Genomic DNA, 17,412 nt, shown 5'->3' on the forward strand with positions numbered 1-17,412 from the left:
TTTATCCTTTGACCGCGCCGGCGGTGAGGCCGGTGACGAGATAGCGTTGCAGGAAAGCGAAGAAGACGCAGACCGGGATCAGCGCCAGGATGGAGGCCGCCATCATCTGCCCCCAGTCGACGGCGAACTTGCCGATGAAGGTGAGCAGGCCGACGGCGAAGGTCTTCTGCTCGTCGCTGGAGATCAGCATCAGCGCGAACAGCAACTCGCTCCAGGCGGCGGTGAAGACGAAGCCCAGCGTCGCGCCCATGCCGGGCAAGGTCAGCGGCACGATCACCCGGCGCATCGCCTGCGCGCGGGTGCAGCCGTCAATCATCGCCGCTTCCTCCAGGTCTTTCGGGATGCCGTCGAAGAAGGACTGCATCAGGAAGGTTGCGAAGGCGGTGTTGAAGGCGGTGTAGATAATGATCAGGCCGATCAGGCTGTTGGTGAGGCCGAGGTCGCCCATGATGCGGTAGATCGGCGGAATGACCATGACCAGCGGGAAGGTCTGGGTGAGCAGCAACAGGATCGCCAAAGTCGCCTTGCCGCGGAAAGTGAAGCGCGACATGGCATAGCCGGCAAGCGTGGCGATGACGGTGACAAAGGCGGCCGTCGACACCGAGACGATGACGCTGTTGAGGAAATAGCGCGGAAAGTCGGAGGCCTCGAGCACGGTGGCGAAGTTCTGAAAGGTCGTCTGCGACGGCCAGAAGGTGATGCCTTCGGAATAGAGCAGGCGTTCGGGCGTCACCGAGATCTTCAGCGTCCAGAAGATCGGAAACAGCGCGAAGATCACGTAGGCCGCGATAGCGCCGTAGAGACCGATGCCGCCGAAGATTCGCGAAGTGGTGGAGCGACCGGCGATCATCAGACGTGCCTCACCAGGGTGCGGCGGATGGCGATCAGGCCGATGGCGTAGGCGATGAGCAGCACCAGAAGCAGCACCGCAACCGCCGAGGCGTAGCCTTTGTCGAGGGACTTGAAGGCGCTGACATAGATGTAGACCGGCACCGTGCTGGTCGAGCCCGCCGGCCCGCCCTCGGTCATGACGAAGATCAGATCGGCGAAGGTGGCGATCCAGATGGTGCGCAGCATGACGGTGATGACGATGGTCGGCGCCAGGAAGGGCAGCGTCACCTTGGTGAAGCGCTGCCAGGGCGAAGCGCCGTCGATGGCCGCCGCCTCATGCAACTCGGAGGGGATCGACTTCAGCGCCGCCAGCAGCGTGATGGCGAAGAACGGGATGCCGAACCAGATGTTGGCGACGATCGGCCCCCACATGGCGGTGGCGGGATCGGACAACACGTTGGTCGGCTCCGCCTTCAGGCCAAGCGCGAACAGCCAATGCGGCAGCGGCCCGATGATAGGGTTGAACAGCCAGGCCCAGGTGAGGCCTGAGAGAAAGGACGGCACCGCCCAGGGCAGGAATACCACCGCCTGGACGACCTTGCGGCCGTAGAAAGGCTTGTCGAGCAGCAGCGCGAGACCCAGGCCAAGGAAGAACTGAAAGAACAGGCTGGCGACCGTCCACCACAACGTGTTGATCAGCGCCTGGCCGAGCACCTGGTCGGAGAGCATCGCCTGGTATTGGGCGAGGCCAACATATTGCGACTTGAAGGCCGAGAATTTGCGGAAGGAATAGCTGATGCCGATGATCAGCGGCACCAATAGCACCAGGACCAGCAGGACGATCGCAGGCGATAGATAGAGCCACGGCTCGATCGCGGCCTTGCTCAGCCGTTGCTTTCGCGGCCGGGCGGCGGATCGGATTTCGGAGACGGCGTAGGTCATAAGTTTTTGGCTCTACGGTGGTGAGTGGGTGCCGGGGACGGCGACAGCGTCCTTCTCCCCGTTCAACGGGGAGAAGATGCCGGCAGGCAGATGAGGGGCAGCGCGAACTTATGAAGGTGTGGCGCCGCCCCTCATCCGTCACTTCGTGACACCTTCTCCCCGTAAACGGGGAGAAGGAAAGAAGCTCACTTCTTGTTTTTTGCCAGCCAGTCCTGCTGTTCCTTGGTCAGGAACTTCGCCCATTCGTCGGCGACATCCTTGGCCGGCTTCTGGCCGAGCAGCACTTCCTGAAAATTCTTGATCGCCACCTGGTCGACGAAGTTGCCGAGGTTCTCCAGATGCGTCGGCGGCGTCACCATTTCGTATTTGGAGCTGTCGCTGAGCTCGGTGAACCAGCCCTTGAACTGCTCGGTCTTGAAATGGGCGTCCTGGTCAGCGCCGTTGTGGATCGGCACGACGCCGACTTCCTTGGCCCATTCCAGATTGTCCTTGGGCGACAGCAGCGTCGCCATCAGTTTCCAGGCCTCATCCTTGTGTTGGGAATTGGCGAACATCGCCCAGCCGGCATAGCCGAGCGTCGGGTAGGATTTGCCGCTCGGACCCACGGGGAGCGGCGCGACCGCGAAGTCGTCGGCGCTCATCTTGTCGGCGATGCCGAGCAGCGCGTCCGGATCCTGGTTTAGCATGGCGCAGGTGCCGGAATAGAAGCCGGTCACCGTCTCGTTGAAGCCCCAGCTCACGGAATCTTTCGGCGCCAGACCGTTCTTGTACATGTCGGCCAGCATCTGCAGACCCTTGACCGAGCCTTCGTCATTGATGGTCGAGACGCCGTCGTCGGTGAAATAGCCGCCCTTGCCGTCGGCGATGTTCATGAACATGTGCATGCCGTTGAAGGCGCCGGGACCCCCGCGCAGGCAGTAGCCATATTTGCCGGGAATGGCGGAGATCTTCTTGGAGAAGGAGACGAACTCGTCGAGGTTTGCCGGCGGACGGTCCAGTCCGGCTTCCTTGAACAGCTTCTTGTTCCAGAACAGCGCGTTCACATAATAGCCATAGGGGATCATGAACTGGGTGTTGTTGACGGTCGAGCCGAACTGCTTGGCGCGATCGCCGAGCGTCTTGGCGTCGGGCCATTTGGCCATGAAGGGACCGAGATCCTCGAGCTGGCCGTTGTTGGCATAGAGGCCCATCCAGCGTTCCGGCATCTCGACGACGTCGGGCGTGTCACCGGCCTGTACCATGGTGAGAAACTTCTCGAAGGCCTGGCCCCAGGGCAGCGAGACCACCTCCACCTTGATGCCCGGGTTCGCCGTCTCGAATTCGGCAATCTGCTTCTTCAGGAATTCGGTGCGCGGCGGGCTGGTGATGACCTCGACCAGCTTGATGGTGGTATCGGCCAGCGCGCCGCTGGCGGAAATCGCCAGGCCGGCCACGGCGGCAAACAGGAAGGTCAGTCTTTTCATCTTCGGGACTCCCATTTTTGGACGACTATTTTTTTGATTTGTCGAAGGCTTTACTTTTGTCGAAGGCTTGGGCGATGTCGGCCCAGAGGTCCTCGACATTTTCCAATCCGACATTGAAGCGGATGGTTCGGGGGCTGACGCCGAAGCGCGCCATCGAATTGATGCCCGGCGTCTGCTCGAGCGAGGCTTTTGCCGGCACGACCAGGCTTTCATGGCCGCCCCAGCTGACGCCGATGCGGAAATATTTCAGCGCGTCGACGAAGGCCGGGATGTCGACATCCTCGGTGACCTCGAAGGAGAACAGGCCGGCATAGCCGGCTAAAGTCTTCTTGCCGGGGTGGTTGGAATAGGCGGGGTGGTTGACCCGCTCGACCTTGCCATGCGCCTTCAGCCGCTCGGCAATGATGAGGCCGCTCTTCATGTGATGCGGCAGGCGCAGCGGCAGCGTGCGCAGGCCGCGCAGCAACAGCCAGCCTTCGAAGGGCGACAGCTTGCCGCCAAGCTGCGAATAGGTCTGTTCGTTGATGTGCTTGATGTGGGCCGCCGAGCCCGCCACCACACCTGCGACGGTGTCGCTGTGGCCGCCCAGATATTTCGAGGCCGAATGCAGCACCAGGTCGACGCCATGCGAGATCGGCTTCTGGAAGACGGGGGTGGCCCAGGAATTGTCGATGGTGGTGACGATGCCCTGCTCCTTCGCCAGCCGCGTCAGATGCTCCAGGTCCTGCAGCTCGAACATCATCGAGGTCGGACTTTCGAGGTAGAGCAGCTTGGCGCCGGGAAGTGCCGCGGCAACCGCGTCGGGATCGGAGCCGTCGACATAATCGACCTTGATGTGCAAGCGCGGGAACAGCCGCTCGAACAAGCGGTAGGCGTCGCCATAGCAGTTGCGCACGGCAACCATGCGCTCGCCGGCGCCGACAAAGGCGAGCACTGTGGCGCTGATCGCCGCCATGCCGCTGGAAAAGCCGCGCGCGGCCTCCGCGCCTTCGAGCGCCGCGACACGCGCTTCGAATTCCATCACCGTCGGGTTGTCGCCGCGCGAATAGATCGGCTGCTTTCGCCGTCCGGCGAAGGTGTCGGCCATGTCGGCATAGTTGGCGAAGGTGAACAGCGACGTCTGGTAGATCGGCGGCACCACCGCACCGTCGGGAAACGGATCGTCATGCGCCAGAAGCGTCGCCGCCTCGCCGAGATAGTCGCTGGCCATCGAGGCCGGGTCGAAAGTGCTGGGCTGCTCGTTCATCTGCGGTCCGAAAGTTTGAGGTTGGCAGCGCCGCGCTTCAAATCGTCCTCGACGGTGGCGATGAGTTTTAGCGCCTCGGCGCGAGCGCCATCGGGGTCACGCGCGGCGATGCAATTGAAGATGGTCCGGTGATAAGGAAAACTGGCATGGCCGAAGTCGCGCACGCCGAGAGGATGCTCCCAGAAGCGGTGGAACAGCTCGTACATGGCGGCGATGATCTGCTCGAATAGCGGATTGCCGGAAGCGCGGAAGATCGCCTGGTGGAATTCCCAATCCTCGTCCGAGGACATCCCGGCGCGGGTCTGGAAGGCCTCTTCCATGAGGTCGAGCTTGCGCTCGATCTCGGCGAGCTCGGCTTTGCCGGCACGAATGGCGCAGAGGGCGGCGGCCTCCGCTTCCAGCGCGCGCCGGATCTCAAGCGTGGACATCAGGCCGGCGAAATCATTGCCACCGGCTAAAGTCAGCGGCATGTGCAGCATATCGGGCGAGACGGCGGCCTTGAGGTAGGTGCCCGAACCCTGCCGCCGCTCGACCAGGCCGAGGCCTTCCCAGCGCGTCAGCGCCTCACGCACCGTGTTGCGGCTGACCTTGAGGCGTTCGGCGAGGATGCGCTCCGTCGGCAGCTTCTCGCCGGGACCCAGAGCCTCCTGCCGCACGAACCCCGCCAAGGCCTTCAGCACCGCGTCGTCGCGCGCCGTCGTCTGGATGGGCGGAAGGAAATCGGTCACGCCGGCTGGGCCTGAAAGTGGTTCAATGGTCCAACCAATTTCTGCACATGCGGAAAGATGAGTCAACAACCGAAACCAGGCCCGACGCCGAATGGCGGTTTTCCGGTTACAACGCGGAATGGTAAGTCGGCAAATCGTCCTTACAACGTCGCCGGCAAAGGTCCGATGGCGGCAAGGCCGGCTTCTGTCAGTGCATAGATGCCGCGCTCGGCGCGGGCGAACCAGCCATAGTAATTGTGCTGCAGGATGCTGGCGGCGCGCGGCGAAAGCGCCTTGAGATCGCGCGGCCGTTTCGGACCGTCGGCCAGGGCGGCGGCGCAGGCCAGCGCTTCCTGCCGGTAGGCGGTCATGATCGGCTTCTTGCGCGTGCTGCCGCCGATGGACGGATCGCCCTTGCGGCGGTGATGCTCCTCGACTAGGCGTGAGCGCCGCCTGGGATCCCGGCGCGGCGGCAAGGCGGCCGGACTGAGCAGCAGCTCCACCTCGCCCTTCTTGCCGACGCCTAGCAGGCCGAAGCCGAGGCGGCGGCAGAGCGCGCGGAAGCGGCGGTCATGCTCGCGGCCCTTGCCGCGCGCCGACATATAGGCGGCAAGCCACACCTCGTCGCAGGCCGCCGCGCGGTCGACGGCTTGCAGGACGAGCTCGAGGTTGAACTGCAGCTTCAACTCGCAGATGACGACAACCGGCGGCTCGCCGGCACGCACGCCGACCACGTCGCAGCCGCCGATCTCGCCCTTGACGGCGAAATCCAGGCTCTCGAGGAACCGCTTCACCGGCTCGTAGAGGGAAGTCTCCTGCATTCGGCAGGCATAGCCGATTCGCAGCGGTCCAGTCGCGCGGGCGTAGTAACAGTTTGCAGCGTCACCTTTCAGGGCCGATGCAGGTAGTCCTCGATTGACTGTGCCTTCATCTCGATCGAGAAGCCGGGCGCACGGGGCGGCATATAGGCGGCATCGCGGATCACGCAGGGTTCGATGAAATGTTCATGCAGGTGATCGACATATTCGATCACCCGTCCGTCCTTGCTGCCCGACACCGCGATATAGTCGATCATCGACAGATGCTGGACATATTCGCATAGACCGACGCCGCCGGCATGCGGCCAGACCGGCAGGCGGTATTTGGCGGCGATCAGAAGCACCGCCAGAACCTCGTTCAGCCCGCCCATGCGGCAGGAATCGATCTGCACGACGTCGATCGCGCCGCCGGCGATGAACTGCTTGAACATGATGCGGTTCTGGCACATCTCGCCGGTCGCGACCTTGATCGGCGCGACAGCCTTGCGGATCTTGGCGTGGCCGGCGATGTCGTCCGGGCTGGTCGGCTCCTCGATGAAGAAGGGTTTCGCGAAGGCGAGGTCCTTGAGCCAGTCGATCGCCTGGTCGACCTCCCAGACCTGGTTGGCGTCGATCATCAAATAACGGTCCGGGCCGATGACCTCGCGGGCGATCCTGAGACGGCGGATGTCGTCGGCGCGGTCGCGGCCGACCTTGAGTTTGATGTGGTTGAAGCCATCGTCGACCGCCTCCTGGCAAAGGCGCCTGAGCTTCTCGTCAGGATAGCCGAGCCAGCCGGCAGAGGTGGTGTAGCAGGCATAGCCTTCGCGCTCGAGCGTGGCGATGCGCTCGGCCTTGCCCGTCTCGGCCTTCTTCAGGATCGCCAGCGCCTCGGCGGGCGTGATGGCGTCGGTGAGGTAGCGGAAATCGACGATGCGCACGATCTCTTCCGGGCTCATCTCTGCGACCAGCCGCCAGACCGGCTTTCCGGCTTCCTTGGCCCAGAGATCCCAGACAGCATTGACCACCGCGCCAACCGCAAGATGCATGGCGCCCTTGTCCGGCCCGATCCAGCGCAGCTGGCTGTCGCCGGTCACGTGGTGCCAGAAGCGGCCGGGATCCTCTTTCACCCAGTCGAGATCGAGCCCCACGACGAGGTGGCGCAGCGCTTCGATCGCCGCGCAGCAGATCTCGTTGCCACGACCGATGGTGAAGGTGAGGCCATGGCCTTTCAGCGGCGGAACATCGGTGTCGAGAATGACATAGGCAGCCGAGTAATCCGGGTCCGGATTCATCGCGTCCGAGCCGTCGAGGCTTTGCGATGTCGGGAAGCGCAGGTCGAAGGTCCTGAGGTCTGTGATTTTGGTCATTGCTGCCTCGTAACTGGCTTGCCTCACAACTCAACTGGCGGCCGAAACGGCCTCAGATCGACCAGCCGCCGTCGATATTATAGGCCTGCCCGGTCGTATAGGTGGCGCCGGCCAGGTAGACCGCAAGGTCGGCGATCTCCTCCGGCGTGCCGATCCTGCCCATCGGCTGACGCGCGATGAAGGCGGCGCGCGCGGCCTCATAGTCGCCCTGCGCCTGCATGCGGCCCTGGAGCGAGGGACTCTCGACGGTGCCCGGGCAGATGGCGTTGCAGCGGACGCCCTTGGCGACATAATCGGCGGCAATCGACTTGGTCAGGCCGATCACGGCCGCCTTGGTCACGCCATAGGCGAAGCGGTTCGGCACGCCCTTCGGGGCGCCAGCCACCGACGCCATGTTGATGATCGAGCCATCGCCGCGCTCCAGCATGCCGGGCAGCACGGCGCGGATGGTCCGGATCATGGCGCGCACATTAAGATTGAAGGCAAAGTCGAGATCCTCGTCCTTCATCTCCAGGATTGAGCCGGCATGGACGAAGCCGGCGCAGTTGAACAGCACGTCGACTTGGCCGATCTCGGCGAAGGCGGCCTTCACCGCCTCGTCGTTCAGCACGTCGAGTTTTCGCGTCGTGATGCCAGGCGTCTTGCCAAGCTCGGCCAAGGCCGCCTCGTTGATGTCGGTGGCATGGACGATCGCGCCGGCCTTGGCGAAAGCCAGCGCGCTTGCCCGTCCGATGCCCTGCGCGGCCGCCGTGACGACCACGACCTTGCCAGTGATATCCGCCATGTTCTTTGTCTCCGTCTTTCAGCCGGGCAGTCGCTCGACGATATAGATGTGATCCGCCGCCAGCACGACCTCGTCGCGCTGGTTCAAAACCTCGACGTGTTCAACGACGCGTCCCGCGTTTGGCCGTTTCGGATCGTCTTCCTTGGCGGCGATGGTGGTGCGCGTGCGGATCGTATCGCCGATGAAGACCGGCTTGATGAAGCGCAGCCGGTCGTAGCCGTAAGAGAAGGCGACCGGGTTGACGACGCTCGCCGTCAGCCCGACACCGACCGAGAAGACCAGCGTGCCATGCGCGATGCGCTGGCCGAAGGGCGTGGTCTTCATGAACTCGGCATCCATGTGATGCGGGAAGAAATCGCCGGTGTGGCCAGCATGGACGACGAAGTCCGTCTCGGTGATGGTGCGGCCGCTGGTGAGGCGCGACGAGCCGATCTCGTAGTCCTCGAAATAGGTGGTCTGTTCCATGTCCGGCCTTACGGCTTTGCAGCCAGCGGCGTCGCCGGCGCGGCACTCGATTTATAGGCGGCCTCGACCAGCGCCATGGTGTGCCAGGCGTCCTCGACGGAGCTGACCAGCTCCGCGTCTTCGCCGGATGCGAAGCGCTGAACATTGGCCATGCGGCCGACAAAGGCATCGGGGAACCATTCGCCGGCGAGCGGCACGGTGACCCACTCCGACCTGCCTTTCGGATAGATTTCCAGAATGTCCGGCTCGCCGCGCGGATAGTCGAGGTTGAGGCCGAGCTTGACATAGGCTGCGCCCTCGGTGCCGCAGATGCGGAACTCGCAAGCCTGGTGGCGGCGCCCGAATTTGTGGTCGTGGTTGATCGAGAGCGCGCAGCGCACCGTATCGCCATAGTCGAGGATGGCGCTGGTGCGGGTCTGCGCGACCTTGTGATGGGGATGGCCGAGCGTCTTGGCATGCACGCCAAGCGGATTGCCGAGAAGCTGGCGGATCAGGTCGAGATAATGGATCGAATGCATGGCGATCTCGACGCGCGGCGCCTTGAGCAGGAATTCCCACAGCTGCCAAGGCGTGTCGAGCGCCAGCAGCGCGTCGAAATCCACCACCTCGCCTAGCCATCCCTTGGCAATGCCGTCCTTCAGCGCCAGCATCATCGGCGCGAAGCGGAGCTGGAAATTGACCGCCGCCTTGAGCTGCTTGGCGCGGCAGATTTCGAGGATCTCCGTCGCCTCGCCGAGATAATTGCCCATCGGCTTCTGGATCAGCGCTACAGCGCCATCCGGCAAAGCGTTCAGCACCTCGACATGCCGGCCCGGCGGGGTGGCGAGATCGAAGATCGCGTCCTTTACCGCAGCCGCTTCCTCGACCGAACGGAACGCCGTCACGCCCCATGTCTCGGCCAATTTTTGCGCCTTGGCCCGGTCCGGATCGTAGAGGCCGGAAATCGGGAAGCCGGCCTTACGATAGGCGGGAAAATGCGCGTCGCCGACGATCGAGCCGGCGCCGAACGTCACGATCGAGCGGGGTTTTAAAGGCTTTGGCCAGGACTGCGCCAGCGATGCCGGATCAAAGGCATCAGTCATGATGGAAGACCTCGTCCATCGACGCCCACCACTCGCCTTCCTTCCGCGTCTCAAGCGGCTCCTGACAGGGCATGCAAACGGACCACCATTCCTGCGTCTTGGGGTCGGCGGCCATCTTGGCCATGTCGGCGGCGTAGTCGGTGCCGTGATATTCGAAATAGGAGAAAAGCAGGTTCTCCGGCCGCTTCAGGTAGATCGAATAGTTCTTGATGTTGCAGGCCGAGATCATGGCGAGAACGTCCGGCCAGACGGCAGCGTGAAGGCGGACATATTCCTCGACCTTCTCAGGCTTTAGGCCCAGTACCATTCCCATCCGCTGCATCATCCGTCTCCCTATTTCACGATCGCCGTGGTGAACTCGGCGATGCTCTTTGCCTTCACGGCGTCCCAATCCCAGTCGATGCCGAGGCCGGGCTCACTGGGCGCCAGCGCATGGCCATTCTCGATGCGCATCTTGTCGCCCGTCAACTCGTCGAGCTGCGGAATATATTCGACATATTTGCCGTTCTGGATGGCGCAGACCAGGCTGACGTGCAGTTCCATCAGGAAATGCGGGCAGACCGGCATGTCGAAGGCCTCGGCCGCGTGGGCGACTTTCAGCCACGGGGTGATGCCGCCGATGCGGCCGACATCAACCTGGATGATGTTGCAGCCGCCTTTCTGCATGTACTGGCGAAAATGCCTTATCGAATAGAGCGACTCGCCGACGGCGATCGGCGTCGCGGTCGAGTTCGACAGCCGCACATGGCCGTCGATGTCGTCTGCCGGCAGCGGCTCCTCGATCCAGGCGAGATCGAGATCGCGCAACCGCTCGGCGCGGCGGATCGCCTCGTCGACGGAAAAGCCCTGATTGCAATCGGTCATGATCTCGTAGCCGTCGCCGACCGCCTTGCGCACCGCCGACAGCCGCGCGACATCCTCTGAACCGTGCGGCTTGCCGATCTTCACCTTGGAGCCGCTAAAGCCCTTGGCCTTCGCTTCCAGTGCATCGTCGACCAGTGCGGCCGTTTCGATATGCAGCCAGCCCCCCTCTGTGGTGTAGAGCGGGCAGCGGTCCTTGGCGCCGCCGGCAAGCTTCCAGAGCGGCAGGTTCTGTTTTCTCGCCCGCAGGTCCCAAAGGGCGGTATCGATCGCGGCCAGCGCAATCGCGGTGATGGCGCCGATGGTGGTGGCGTGGGTGGCGAATTCGAGATCGTGCCAGATCGCCTCGATCCGGTCGGCGTCGCGGCCGATCAGGCGCGGCGCAAGATGGTCGGCCAGAAGCCGCATCACCGACGAGCCGCCGGTGCCGATCGTATAGCTGTAGCCGGTGCCCGATGCGCCGTCGGAATCGGTGATGGTGACGATCGGCGTCTCCTGGCTGACGAAGCTCTGGATCGCGTCGGTGCGCTTCACCTTCGGCACGAGGTCGACCATGCGCAGCTCGATCTTCTCGATTTTCGCCATGTCAGCTCCTCAGCGACTTGCCGGTTTCGGCGGAGAACAGATGCGCGCGGCTCAGGTCGAAGCTCATGCCGATCCTGTCACCTGCTTTCAGCGGCTTGGGATTGAGCATGCGCGAGATCCAGTCGGTGCCGTTGAACTCGGCGAAGACCAGCGTTTCGTTGCCGAGCGGCTCGGTGATGCTGACCGGCAGCTCGATACGATGGACTTCCGCTTCGCTGCCTGAGCTCAGGCCGTGGCCGGTCGGATAGAAATCATCGGGACGGATGCCGAACACGACCTTGTCGCCGGCAGCCGTCTTCGACTTGAACTGGCCGGGCAGCGGCAGGCTGTCGCCGCCACCGAACATCAGTCGCCCGTCGCTCACCGTCGCCTGGTGCAGGTTCATCGGCGGCGAGCCGATGAAGCCGGCGACGAAGTGGGTCGCAGGCCGGCTGAACACCTCGTCCGGCGTGCCGACCTGCTCGATATGGCCCGAGCGCATGATGACGATGCGGTCGGCCAGCGTCATCGCCTCGACCTGGTCGTGGGTGACATAGATCACCGTCGACCTGACCTTGGCGTGCAGCTTCTTGATCTCGGTGCGCATCTGCGTGCGCAGCTTGGCGTCAAGGTTGGAGAGCGGCTCGTCGAACAGGAAGACATCGGGATCGCGCACGATGGCCCGGCCCATGGCGACGCGCTGGCGTTGGCCACCCGAGAGCTGCGAGGGGCGGCGCTCAAGCAGCTCGTCGAGGCCGAGGATGGCGGAGGCTTCGGCAACGCGCCGGTCCATGTCATCCTTGGCCGCACCCGCGATCTTGAGCGAGAAGGCGAGGTTCTCGCGCACCGTCATGTGCGGATAGAGCGCATAGGACTGGAACACCATGGAGATGTTGCGCGAGCGCGGCGGCAGGTCGTTGACCATGCGCCCGCCGATGTCGATCATACCGCCGCTGATGTCCTCGAGGCCGGCGATCATGCGCAATGTCGTCGACTTGCCGCAGCCGGACGGGCCGACCAGCGCGATGAACTCGCGGTCGGCGATCTCGAGATCGATGCCGTGCACGATCTCCATGTTGCCGTAGCGCTTGGTGAGCTGTTTCAGCGAAACCGTTGCCATGAAATCAACCTTTCACCGCGCCGGAGGTCAGGCCGCCGACGAGGTGTTTCTGGACGATATAGGTGAGGGTCAGGGCCGGGATGATCATCACCACGGCCAGCGCGCACATGCCGCGCCAGTCGATGGTGAACTCGGCCGTATAGTCGAGCAGCCCGACGGGCAGCGTCTTGGAATTGACGGAACGTGTGAGCTGCGAGGCCAAAGCGAACTCGTTCCAGCAGGTGAGGAAGGCGAAGATCGCGGCCGAGGCGATGCCAGGACGCGCCAGCGGAAACTCGACCTGCCAGAAGGCCTGCCAGCGCGTGCAGCCGTCGATCTGGGCTGCTTCGGCAAGGTCCTTCGGCACCTGGCGGAAGAAGCCGTCAATCAGCCAGATGGTGAACGGCACGTTGAGCGCGACATAAGCGAGGATCATGCCGATATGGGTGTCGATGATGCCCAGCCGCACATAGAGGAAAAACAAAGGCAGCGAGAGCGCGATGCCGGGCACGGTGCGCGTCAGCATCAGGCCGAGGAACATGCCCGACTTGCCGCGGAAGCGGTAGCGCGCGAAGGCGTAGCCGCCGGCCATGCCGATGGCCACCGCGATCGCCGTCGAGGTGACCGAGATGATCAGCGAGTTGCGGAAATAGTCGAGCACCGGGATGCCGCCTTTGCCGATGCCGCTGAACATGGCGACATAGGCGTCGACGGACAGCTGCTGCGGAATCCAGACCGGCGGCTTGGCCATGATCTCGACCGTGGGCCTCAGCGACGACAGCACGATCCAGATGCCCGGCAGGCAGATCACCAGCATGGCAAGGAATAGGCCGACGCGGTGCGCGACGGTGAGCGCGCGGCGCGTGAGGCGGGCGGAGGCGTTCTCGTCCATTCTCACCACTCAGCGCCGATCTGCGCGCGAGCCGCGGCGAGCTTGTTGTAGAAATAGACGGTGAAGGCGATCGATAGCAGAATCGAGAAATAGGCCATGGCATTGGCGAGGCCCATGCGGGCATCGCTGTAGGCCGTGCGCCCGACCAGCGTCCACAACAGCTCGGTGCGGCCGGCCGGGCCGCCATCGGTCATGATCTTGACGATGTCATAGGCTCGCGCGACATCGAGCGAGCGGATCGTCATGGCGATGTAGGCGAAGGGCATGACGAAGGGCCAGGTGACATAGCGGAAGGTCTGCCAGGGCGTGCAGCCATCGACGCGCGCCGCCTCGATCGGCTCCTTGGGCATGGCGAGCAGGCCGGCCAGGATCAGAATCGCGAAGATCGAGGTCGATGACCAGATCTCGGCGATCGAGATGGCGATGAAGGCGAGATGGCCTTCGATCAGCCACGGGATGGCGTCCTCAGTGATGCCCAGCGACTGCAGCGCATTGTTCACCAGGCCGATATTGTCGTTGAACATGAATTTGAACTGGAAGCCGACGAGGATCGGCGAGAACATCATCGGGAACATCATCAGCGTGCGCAGGATGCGCTGGCCGCGCGTTGCCTTCTCGACCAGCATGGCCAGGCCGAGGCCGAGCAGCATCTCGAGGTTCAGCGCGATGGTGAGCAACAGAACGGTGCGGCCGAAGGCCCACCAGAAATCCGCATTGGTGAGGATCGATAGATAGTTCCTGAAGCCGACGAAGACGAAGAAGGTCTCGGGCCGCGTCAGGCGGAAGGGCGTGAAGCTGGAATAGAGCGACAGGATCAACGGTAGCACCACCACAGCCGCCAGCACGACCATGGCCGGAAGCAGCAGCAGGAACGGCGCGGATGGCTTGAAGCCCTTCATCAGGATCCTGTGGTGTATTGCATTTCGGGCCGCCACGGGCATGGCCCCGGCCGGAGCGGAAAGTCAGCGGCGACAAGACGCTGTCGCCTCCCCCATTCACGACGGGGGAGGCAGCCTTGGGAGTGCTGCTTAGAGCTTGCCGGCGTCCTGAAGGATCTGCGTCGCCTTGGCGGCCGCCTCGTCCAGGGCCTGCTTGGACGTCTTGTCGCCAAGGATCGCCGCCTGCAGCTCGGGGTAGACGGCGTTGGAGATCTCGATCCACTCAGGCGTCTGCGGCACGGCGAAGGCGTGCTTGGCTTCCTCCTGGAAGGCGGCGAGGACCTCCTTCTTGTACGGATCGTTCTCAGCCTGCTTCAGGTCCCAGTCCCAAACCGCGGTGCGGGTCGGCAGCGGGCCGGCGGCGGCTTCCAGCTTCTGGCTGTCCTCATTGGTCAGCCACCACGCCAGAGAGGCGGCGGCTTCCTTGTTCGGGCAGTTCTCGGTCACTGAGAAGCCATGGAAACCCGACCAGCCGGTGCGCTTGCCGGAAGACCCCTTGGGCGCGACCTTCACGCCGACATTGCCGGCGACCTTCGAGGACTTCGGGTCGTTGAAGAAGCCGGCCCAGCCCGGCCAGTCGAGGTTGATCGCCACGGTGCCCGAGGCAAAGCCCTGGCCGAGATCGTCCCAGAGATAGTTGGTGGTGCCGGCCGGCACGGCCTTGGCCTTGTAAAGATTGACGAACCAGTCCAGCGCACGGATACCGGCCTCGGAATTGAAGACGGGCTTGCCATCCTTGTCGAGATATTCGCCGCCCTCGGCGACCACCATCTCGTAAAAGCGGCCGTTGATCGCCTCTTCCTTGCCGGCGAACTGCGTGCCGTAGAAATTGGGCGGGTTGGCGAAGAACTCAGCCTGGTCGGTGACTTCCTTCCAGGTGTCGGGCGGCGCAAGGTCATAGCCGTATTTGACCTTGAACTTGGTCTTGTTGTCGGCGTTGTCGTAGAGGCTCTTCTGGTAGTAGAGCGCCGAGACATCGAACTGCGCGCGCGGCAGCATCTCGAGTTTGCCGTCGATGGTCGCGGCCTTGATCGTCGAGGGCACGAAAGCGTCGATCTCTTCCTTCGGCAAGAGCTTGCTGAGGTCGGTGTAAAGGCCGGTATATTGCGGCGCGAAGGAAGAATGGTTCCAGCCGACGCACCAGTTGGTGCTGCCCGAGGCGATGTCCGACTTCAGCTCCTTGTCGATATCGAAGCCGTTCTTCTTGGTCAGGATGTTGACCTTGGCGCCGGTCGCCTTCTCCCATTCGGGGATGCGCTCGTAGAGCTTTTCATATTGCTGGCCGCCGATCAGCTTCACGTCGATCGTCACGCCAGGAAATTTGCCGGGCAGATCGGCCGAAAACGCAGTGCCGCTCAGCAGCAGGCCAGCCAGGCCGGCGGAAATGCCTAGAACCAGTCTCGTCATGTTCTCCTCCCATGGGCTCGCAGCGACGGCCCTGCCGAGTGCGCGATCGATCGCTTGAGCTTCATTCATATGCAAATAGCATTTTCATTCCCGGGTCAAGCCGAATGTGCTTCCAGTGGAACGAAGTTCATGCATATATGCAGCTCGAAATTCACTGGAGGGACGGGTGGCAGAGGAAGACGATGGGGACCGCTACCGCGCGCCGGCGCTGGACAAGGGGCTGGATATTCTCGAGTTGTTGTCCAGCGTGGACGGGGGGCTGACGCAGGCGGAGATCGCCAAGCGGCTCGACCGCAGCCCGAACGAGTTCTACCGGATGCTCGACCGCCTGGTGCGGCGCGGCTATGTCACCAAGATCGACGGCGACCGTTACTCACTGACGCTCAAGCTCTTCGGCCTCGCGCAATTGCACGCGCCGGTTCGCCGGCTGGTGTCCTATGCGACGCCGATCATGCGGGAGCTGGCCGAAACCTCATCGCAGGCCAACCAGTTGGTCGTGTTCGACCGGGGCGCCGCCGTGGTCATCGCGCAGCAGGAAGCGCCTCGCTATTGGGGCATCTCGATCCGCGTCGGCTCGCATATCAGCTTGTTCGACACTGGTTCCGGCCATGTGCTGCTTGCCTTCCGCTCGCCCGAAGAGCGCAAGATGATGATCGCCGAGCATCTGCAGAGCACCGAACAGTTCAACCTGACGCCGGAGTTCTTCGCCCGCCTCGACCAGGTGCGCGACCGCGGTTACGAGATGATGGCCTCGCTGCAGACCGCCGGCGTCTACAATCTTTCGACGCCAGTGCTGGGGCCGGACGGCAGAGCCATCGCGGCGCTGACCATTCCCTACATCACCTTGGTCAATGCGCCCACGGCGCCGGACATCACACTGACGATCCGGCATCTGCAGCATGCAGCGGCAAGGCTCTCGCAGCTCGCCGGATCGGATGTGCCACAATCGTCGTAATTTCTTATTTGAATAATAGATTTTTCGGCGAGATAGTGTCTTAGGAGCGGGATCCGGTCATCCCGTCCTAACGCTTTGTTTTTTTGGAGCATGATCTTATCCGAAAAGTCTGCAACTTTTCAGGATCATTCTCCAGGCCACGGAGGATACGCCGCCATGATCATCGACACGCATCTGCACCTCATCGACCAGGGCGCGCTTCGCTATCCATGGCTTGCCGGCGTGCCGGCGCTGAACCGCGATTTCTCCTATGCCGAATATGCCGCCGATGCGCGGCGCTCAGGCATTGAAGCCGTGTTGCATATGGAGGTCGACGTAGACCCCGCCGACATCGCCGCCGAGACGGCGCACGTCAAGGCGATCGCCGGCCAGGCGGGCAGCCTGCTTCGCGGAGCGATCGCCTCCTGCCGGCCCGAGGAGGCCGGTTTCGAGGCTTATCTGGAAACGGTCAAGGCGGAGCCGTTCGTCAAGGGTTTCCGTCGCGTGCTGCATGTCGTTCCCGACGACGTTTCGGAAGGGGCGCTGTTTCGCCAGAACGTCAAGCGGCTGGCCGGCACTGGCCTGACATTTGATCTTGTGGTGCTGCCGCATCAGATCCCAAAGGCAATGGCGCTTGCCGACCTCGCGCCCGACGTCCAGTTCGTTCTCGACCATTGCGGCGTGCCCGACATCAAGGGCAATGCCGAGCATCCGTGGCGAGAGCATATGGAAGCAATTGCCAAGCGGCCCAACGTCACGGCCAAGATCTCCGGCGTCGTCGCCTATGCCGATCCGGCGACGTGGACGGTCGAGACGCTCCGGCCCTATGTCGAGCACACGATCCGGTGCTTCGGCTGGGACCGGGTGATCTGGGGCAGCGACTGGCCGGTCTGCACGTTGGGCGGCGGGCTGACGACCTGGATCGCCGCCACGCATGCGCTGCTGGCCGGTGCAAGCGATTCAGAGCGGACCCGCCTGCTCTCGGGCAATGCACGCCGGCTGTGGCGGATATAGACGTCAAGCTCGCCGA

18 protein-coding genes are annotated in these 17,412 nt (G+C 63.3%); 2 read left to right on the forward strand and 16 right to left on the reverse strand.

Going from position 1 to position 17,412, the window contains the following annotated elements; genetic code table 11:
- Position 1 precedes the first annotated feature (1 nt).
- The 16 genes from LB535_RS04980 to LB535_RS05055 all read right to left on the reverse strand — a co-directional run bounded on the left by LB535_RS04980 (position 2) and on the right by LB535_RS05055 (position 15,448).
- Positions 2-850 (reverse strand): carbohydrate ABC transporter permease, encoded by an 849-nt coding sequence (locus LB535_RS04980; RefSeq protein ID WP_224604069.1) that lies wholly within the window; start codon positions 848-850, stop codon positions 2-4.
- Positions 850-1,773: a carbohydrate ABC transporter permease gene (locus tag LB535_RS04985; protein ID WP_224531429.1), complete on the reverse strand. Its 924-nt coding sequence runs from the start codon at positions 1,771-1,773 to the stop codon at positions 850-852. Before LB535_RS04985 ends, LB535_RS04980 begins: the two co-directional genes overlap by 1 nt.
- Positions 1,774-1,958: 185 nt before the next feature.
- Positions 1,959-3,236 (reverse strand): ABC transporter substrate-binding protein, encoded by a 1,278-nt coding sequence (locus LB535_RS04990; RefSeq protein ID WP_224631382.1) that lies wholly within the window; start codon positions 3,234-3,236, stop codon positions 1,959-1,961.
- A 25-nt stretch (positions 3,237-3,261) separates the two neighbouring features.
- A complete protein-coding gene (locus LB535_RS04995; protein WP_224631383.1) occupies positions 3,262-4,482 on the reverse strand; it encodes a PLP-dependent transferase in 1,221 nt (406 codons plus the stop codon).
- Entirely contained in the window at positions 4,479-5,210 is a 732-nt protein-coding gene (locus LB535_RS05000) for a FadR/GntR family transcriptional regulator (protein WP_140688122.1), read from the reverse strand. The genes LB535_RS04995 and LB535_RS05000 overlap by 4 nt, the downstream gene beginning before the upstream one ends.
- A 140-nt stretch (positions 5,211-5,350) precedes the next feature.
- Positions 5,351-6,010, reverse strand: coding sequence for a DUF2161 domain-containing phosphodiesterase (locus LB535_RS05005; protein ID WP_224631384.1), 660 nt, complete (start codon positions 6,008-6,010; stop codon positions 5,351-5,353).
- 68 nt (positions 6,011-6,078) lie between these two features.
- A complete protein-coding gene (locus LB535_RS05010) occupies positions 6,079-7,356 on the reverse strand; it encodes an L-fuconate dehydratase (RefSeq protein WP_224631385.1) in 1,278 nt (425 codons plus the stop codon).
- A gap of 52 nt (positions 7,357-7,408) precedes the next feature.
- On the reverse strand, positions 7,409-8,140 hold the full coding sequence (locus tag LB535_RS05015; RefSeq protein ID WP_224631386.1) for an SDR family oxidoreductase: 732 nt from the start codon (positions 8,138-8,140) through the stop codon (positions 7,409-7,411).
- An 18-nt stretch (positions 8,141-8,158) separates the two neighbouring features.
- Positions 8,159-8,605, reverse strand: a complete 447-nt coding sequence (locus tag LB535_RS05020) for a MaoC/PaaZ C-terminal domain-containing protein (protein ID WP_224631387.1) — start codon at positions 8,603-8,605, stop codon at positions 8,159-8,161.
- Between the two features lie 8 nt (positions 8,606-8,613).
- Positions 8,614-9,687 (reverse strand): Gfo/Idh/MocA family protein, encoded by a 1,074-nt coding sequence (locus LB535_RS05025; protein WP_224631388.1) that lies wholly within the window; start codon positions 9,685-9,687, stop codon positions 8,614-8,616.
- Positions 9,680-10,009 (reverse strand): L-rhamnose mutarotase, encoded by a 330-nt coding sequence (locus LB535_RS05030; RefSeq protein WP_201412971.1) that lies wholly within the window; start codon positions 10,007-10,009, stop codon positions 9,680-9,682. The genes LB535_RS05025 and LB535_RS05030 overlap by 8 nt, the downstream gene beginning before the upstream one ends.
- A gap of 11 nt (positions 10,010-10,020) precedes the next feature.
- Positions 10,021-11,133, reverse strand: coding sequence for a mandelate racemase/muconate lactonizing enzyme family protein (locus LB535_RS05035; RefSeq protein ID WP_224631389.1), 1,113 nt, complete (start codon positions 11,131-11,133; stop codon positions 10,021-10,023).
- A gap of 1 nt (position 11,134) precedes the next feature.
- On the reverse strand, positions 11,135-12,232 hold the full coding sequence (locus tag LB535_RS05040; protein WP_224631390.1) for an ABC transporter ATP-binding protein: 1,098 nt from the start codon (positions 12,230-12,232) through the stop codon (positions 11,135-11,137).
- A gap of 4 nt (positions 12,233-12,236) precedes the next feature.
- Positions 12,237-13,103 carry a carbohydrate ABC transporter permease gene (locus tag LB535_RS05045; protein WP_224602374.1) on the reverse strand — a complete coding sequence of 289 codons (867 nt, stop codon included), beginning with the start codon at positions 13,101-13,103 and terminating at the stop codon, positions 12,237-12,239.
- A gap of 2 nt (positions 13,104-13,105) precedes the next feature.
- Complete coding sequence (locus LB535_RS05050) at positions 13,106-14,002, reverse strand: carbohydrate ABC transporter permease (protein WP_224631391.1); 897 nt, start codon at positions 14,000-14,002, stop codon at positions 13,106-13,108.
- 129 nt (positions 14,003-14,131) lie between these two features.
- On the reverse strand, positions 14,132-15,448 hold the full coding sequence (locus LB535_RS05055) for an ABC transporter substrate-binding protein (RefSeq protein ID WP_224631392.1): 1,317 nt from the start codon (positions 15,446-15,448) through the stop codon (positions 14,132-14,134).
- A gap of 166 nt (positions 15,449-15,614) precedes the next feature.
- On the opposite strand from LB535_RS05055, the gene LB535_RS05060 reads away from it, so the two are divergent.
- The gene (locus LB535_RS05060; RefSeq protein WP_224631393.1) at positions 15,615-16,403 is read left to right on the forward strand and encodes an IclR family transcriptional regulator; all 789 of its coding nucleotides are present in this window, start codon (positions 15,615-15,617) and stop codon (positions 16,401-16,403) included.
- A gap of 156 nt (positions 16,404-16,559) precedes the next feature.
- Entirely contained in the window at positions 16,560-17,396 is an 837-nt protein-coding gene (locus tag LB535_RS05065) for an amidohydrolase family protein (protein ID WP_224631394.1), read from the forward strand.
- Positions 17,397-17,412: the final 16 nt, after the last annotated feature.

This window comes from Mesorhizobium sp. CA10 (assembly GCF_020165285.1).
In the GTDB taxonomy this organism is placed as follows: Bacteria; Pseudomonadota; Alphaproteobacteria; order Rhizobiales; family Rhizobiaceae; genus Mesorhizobium.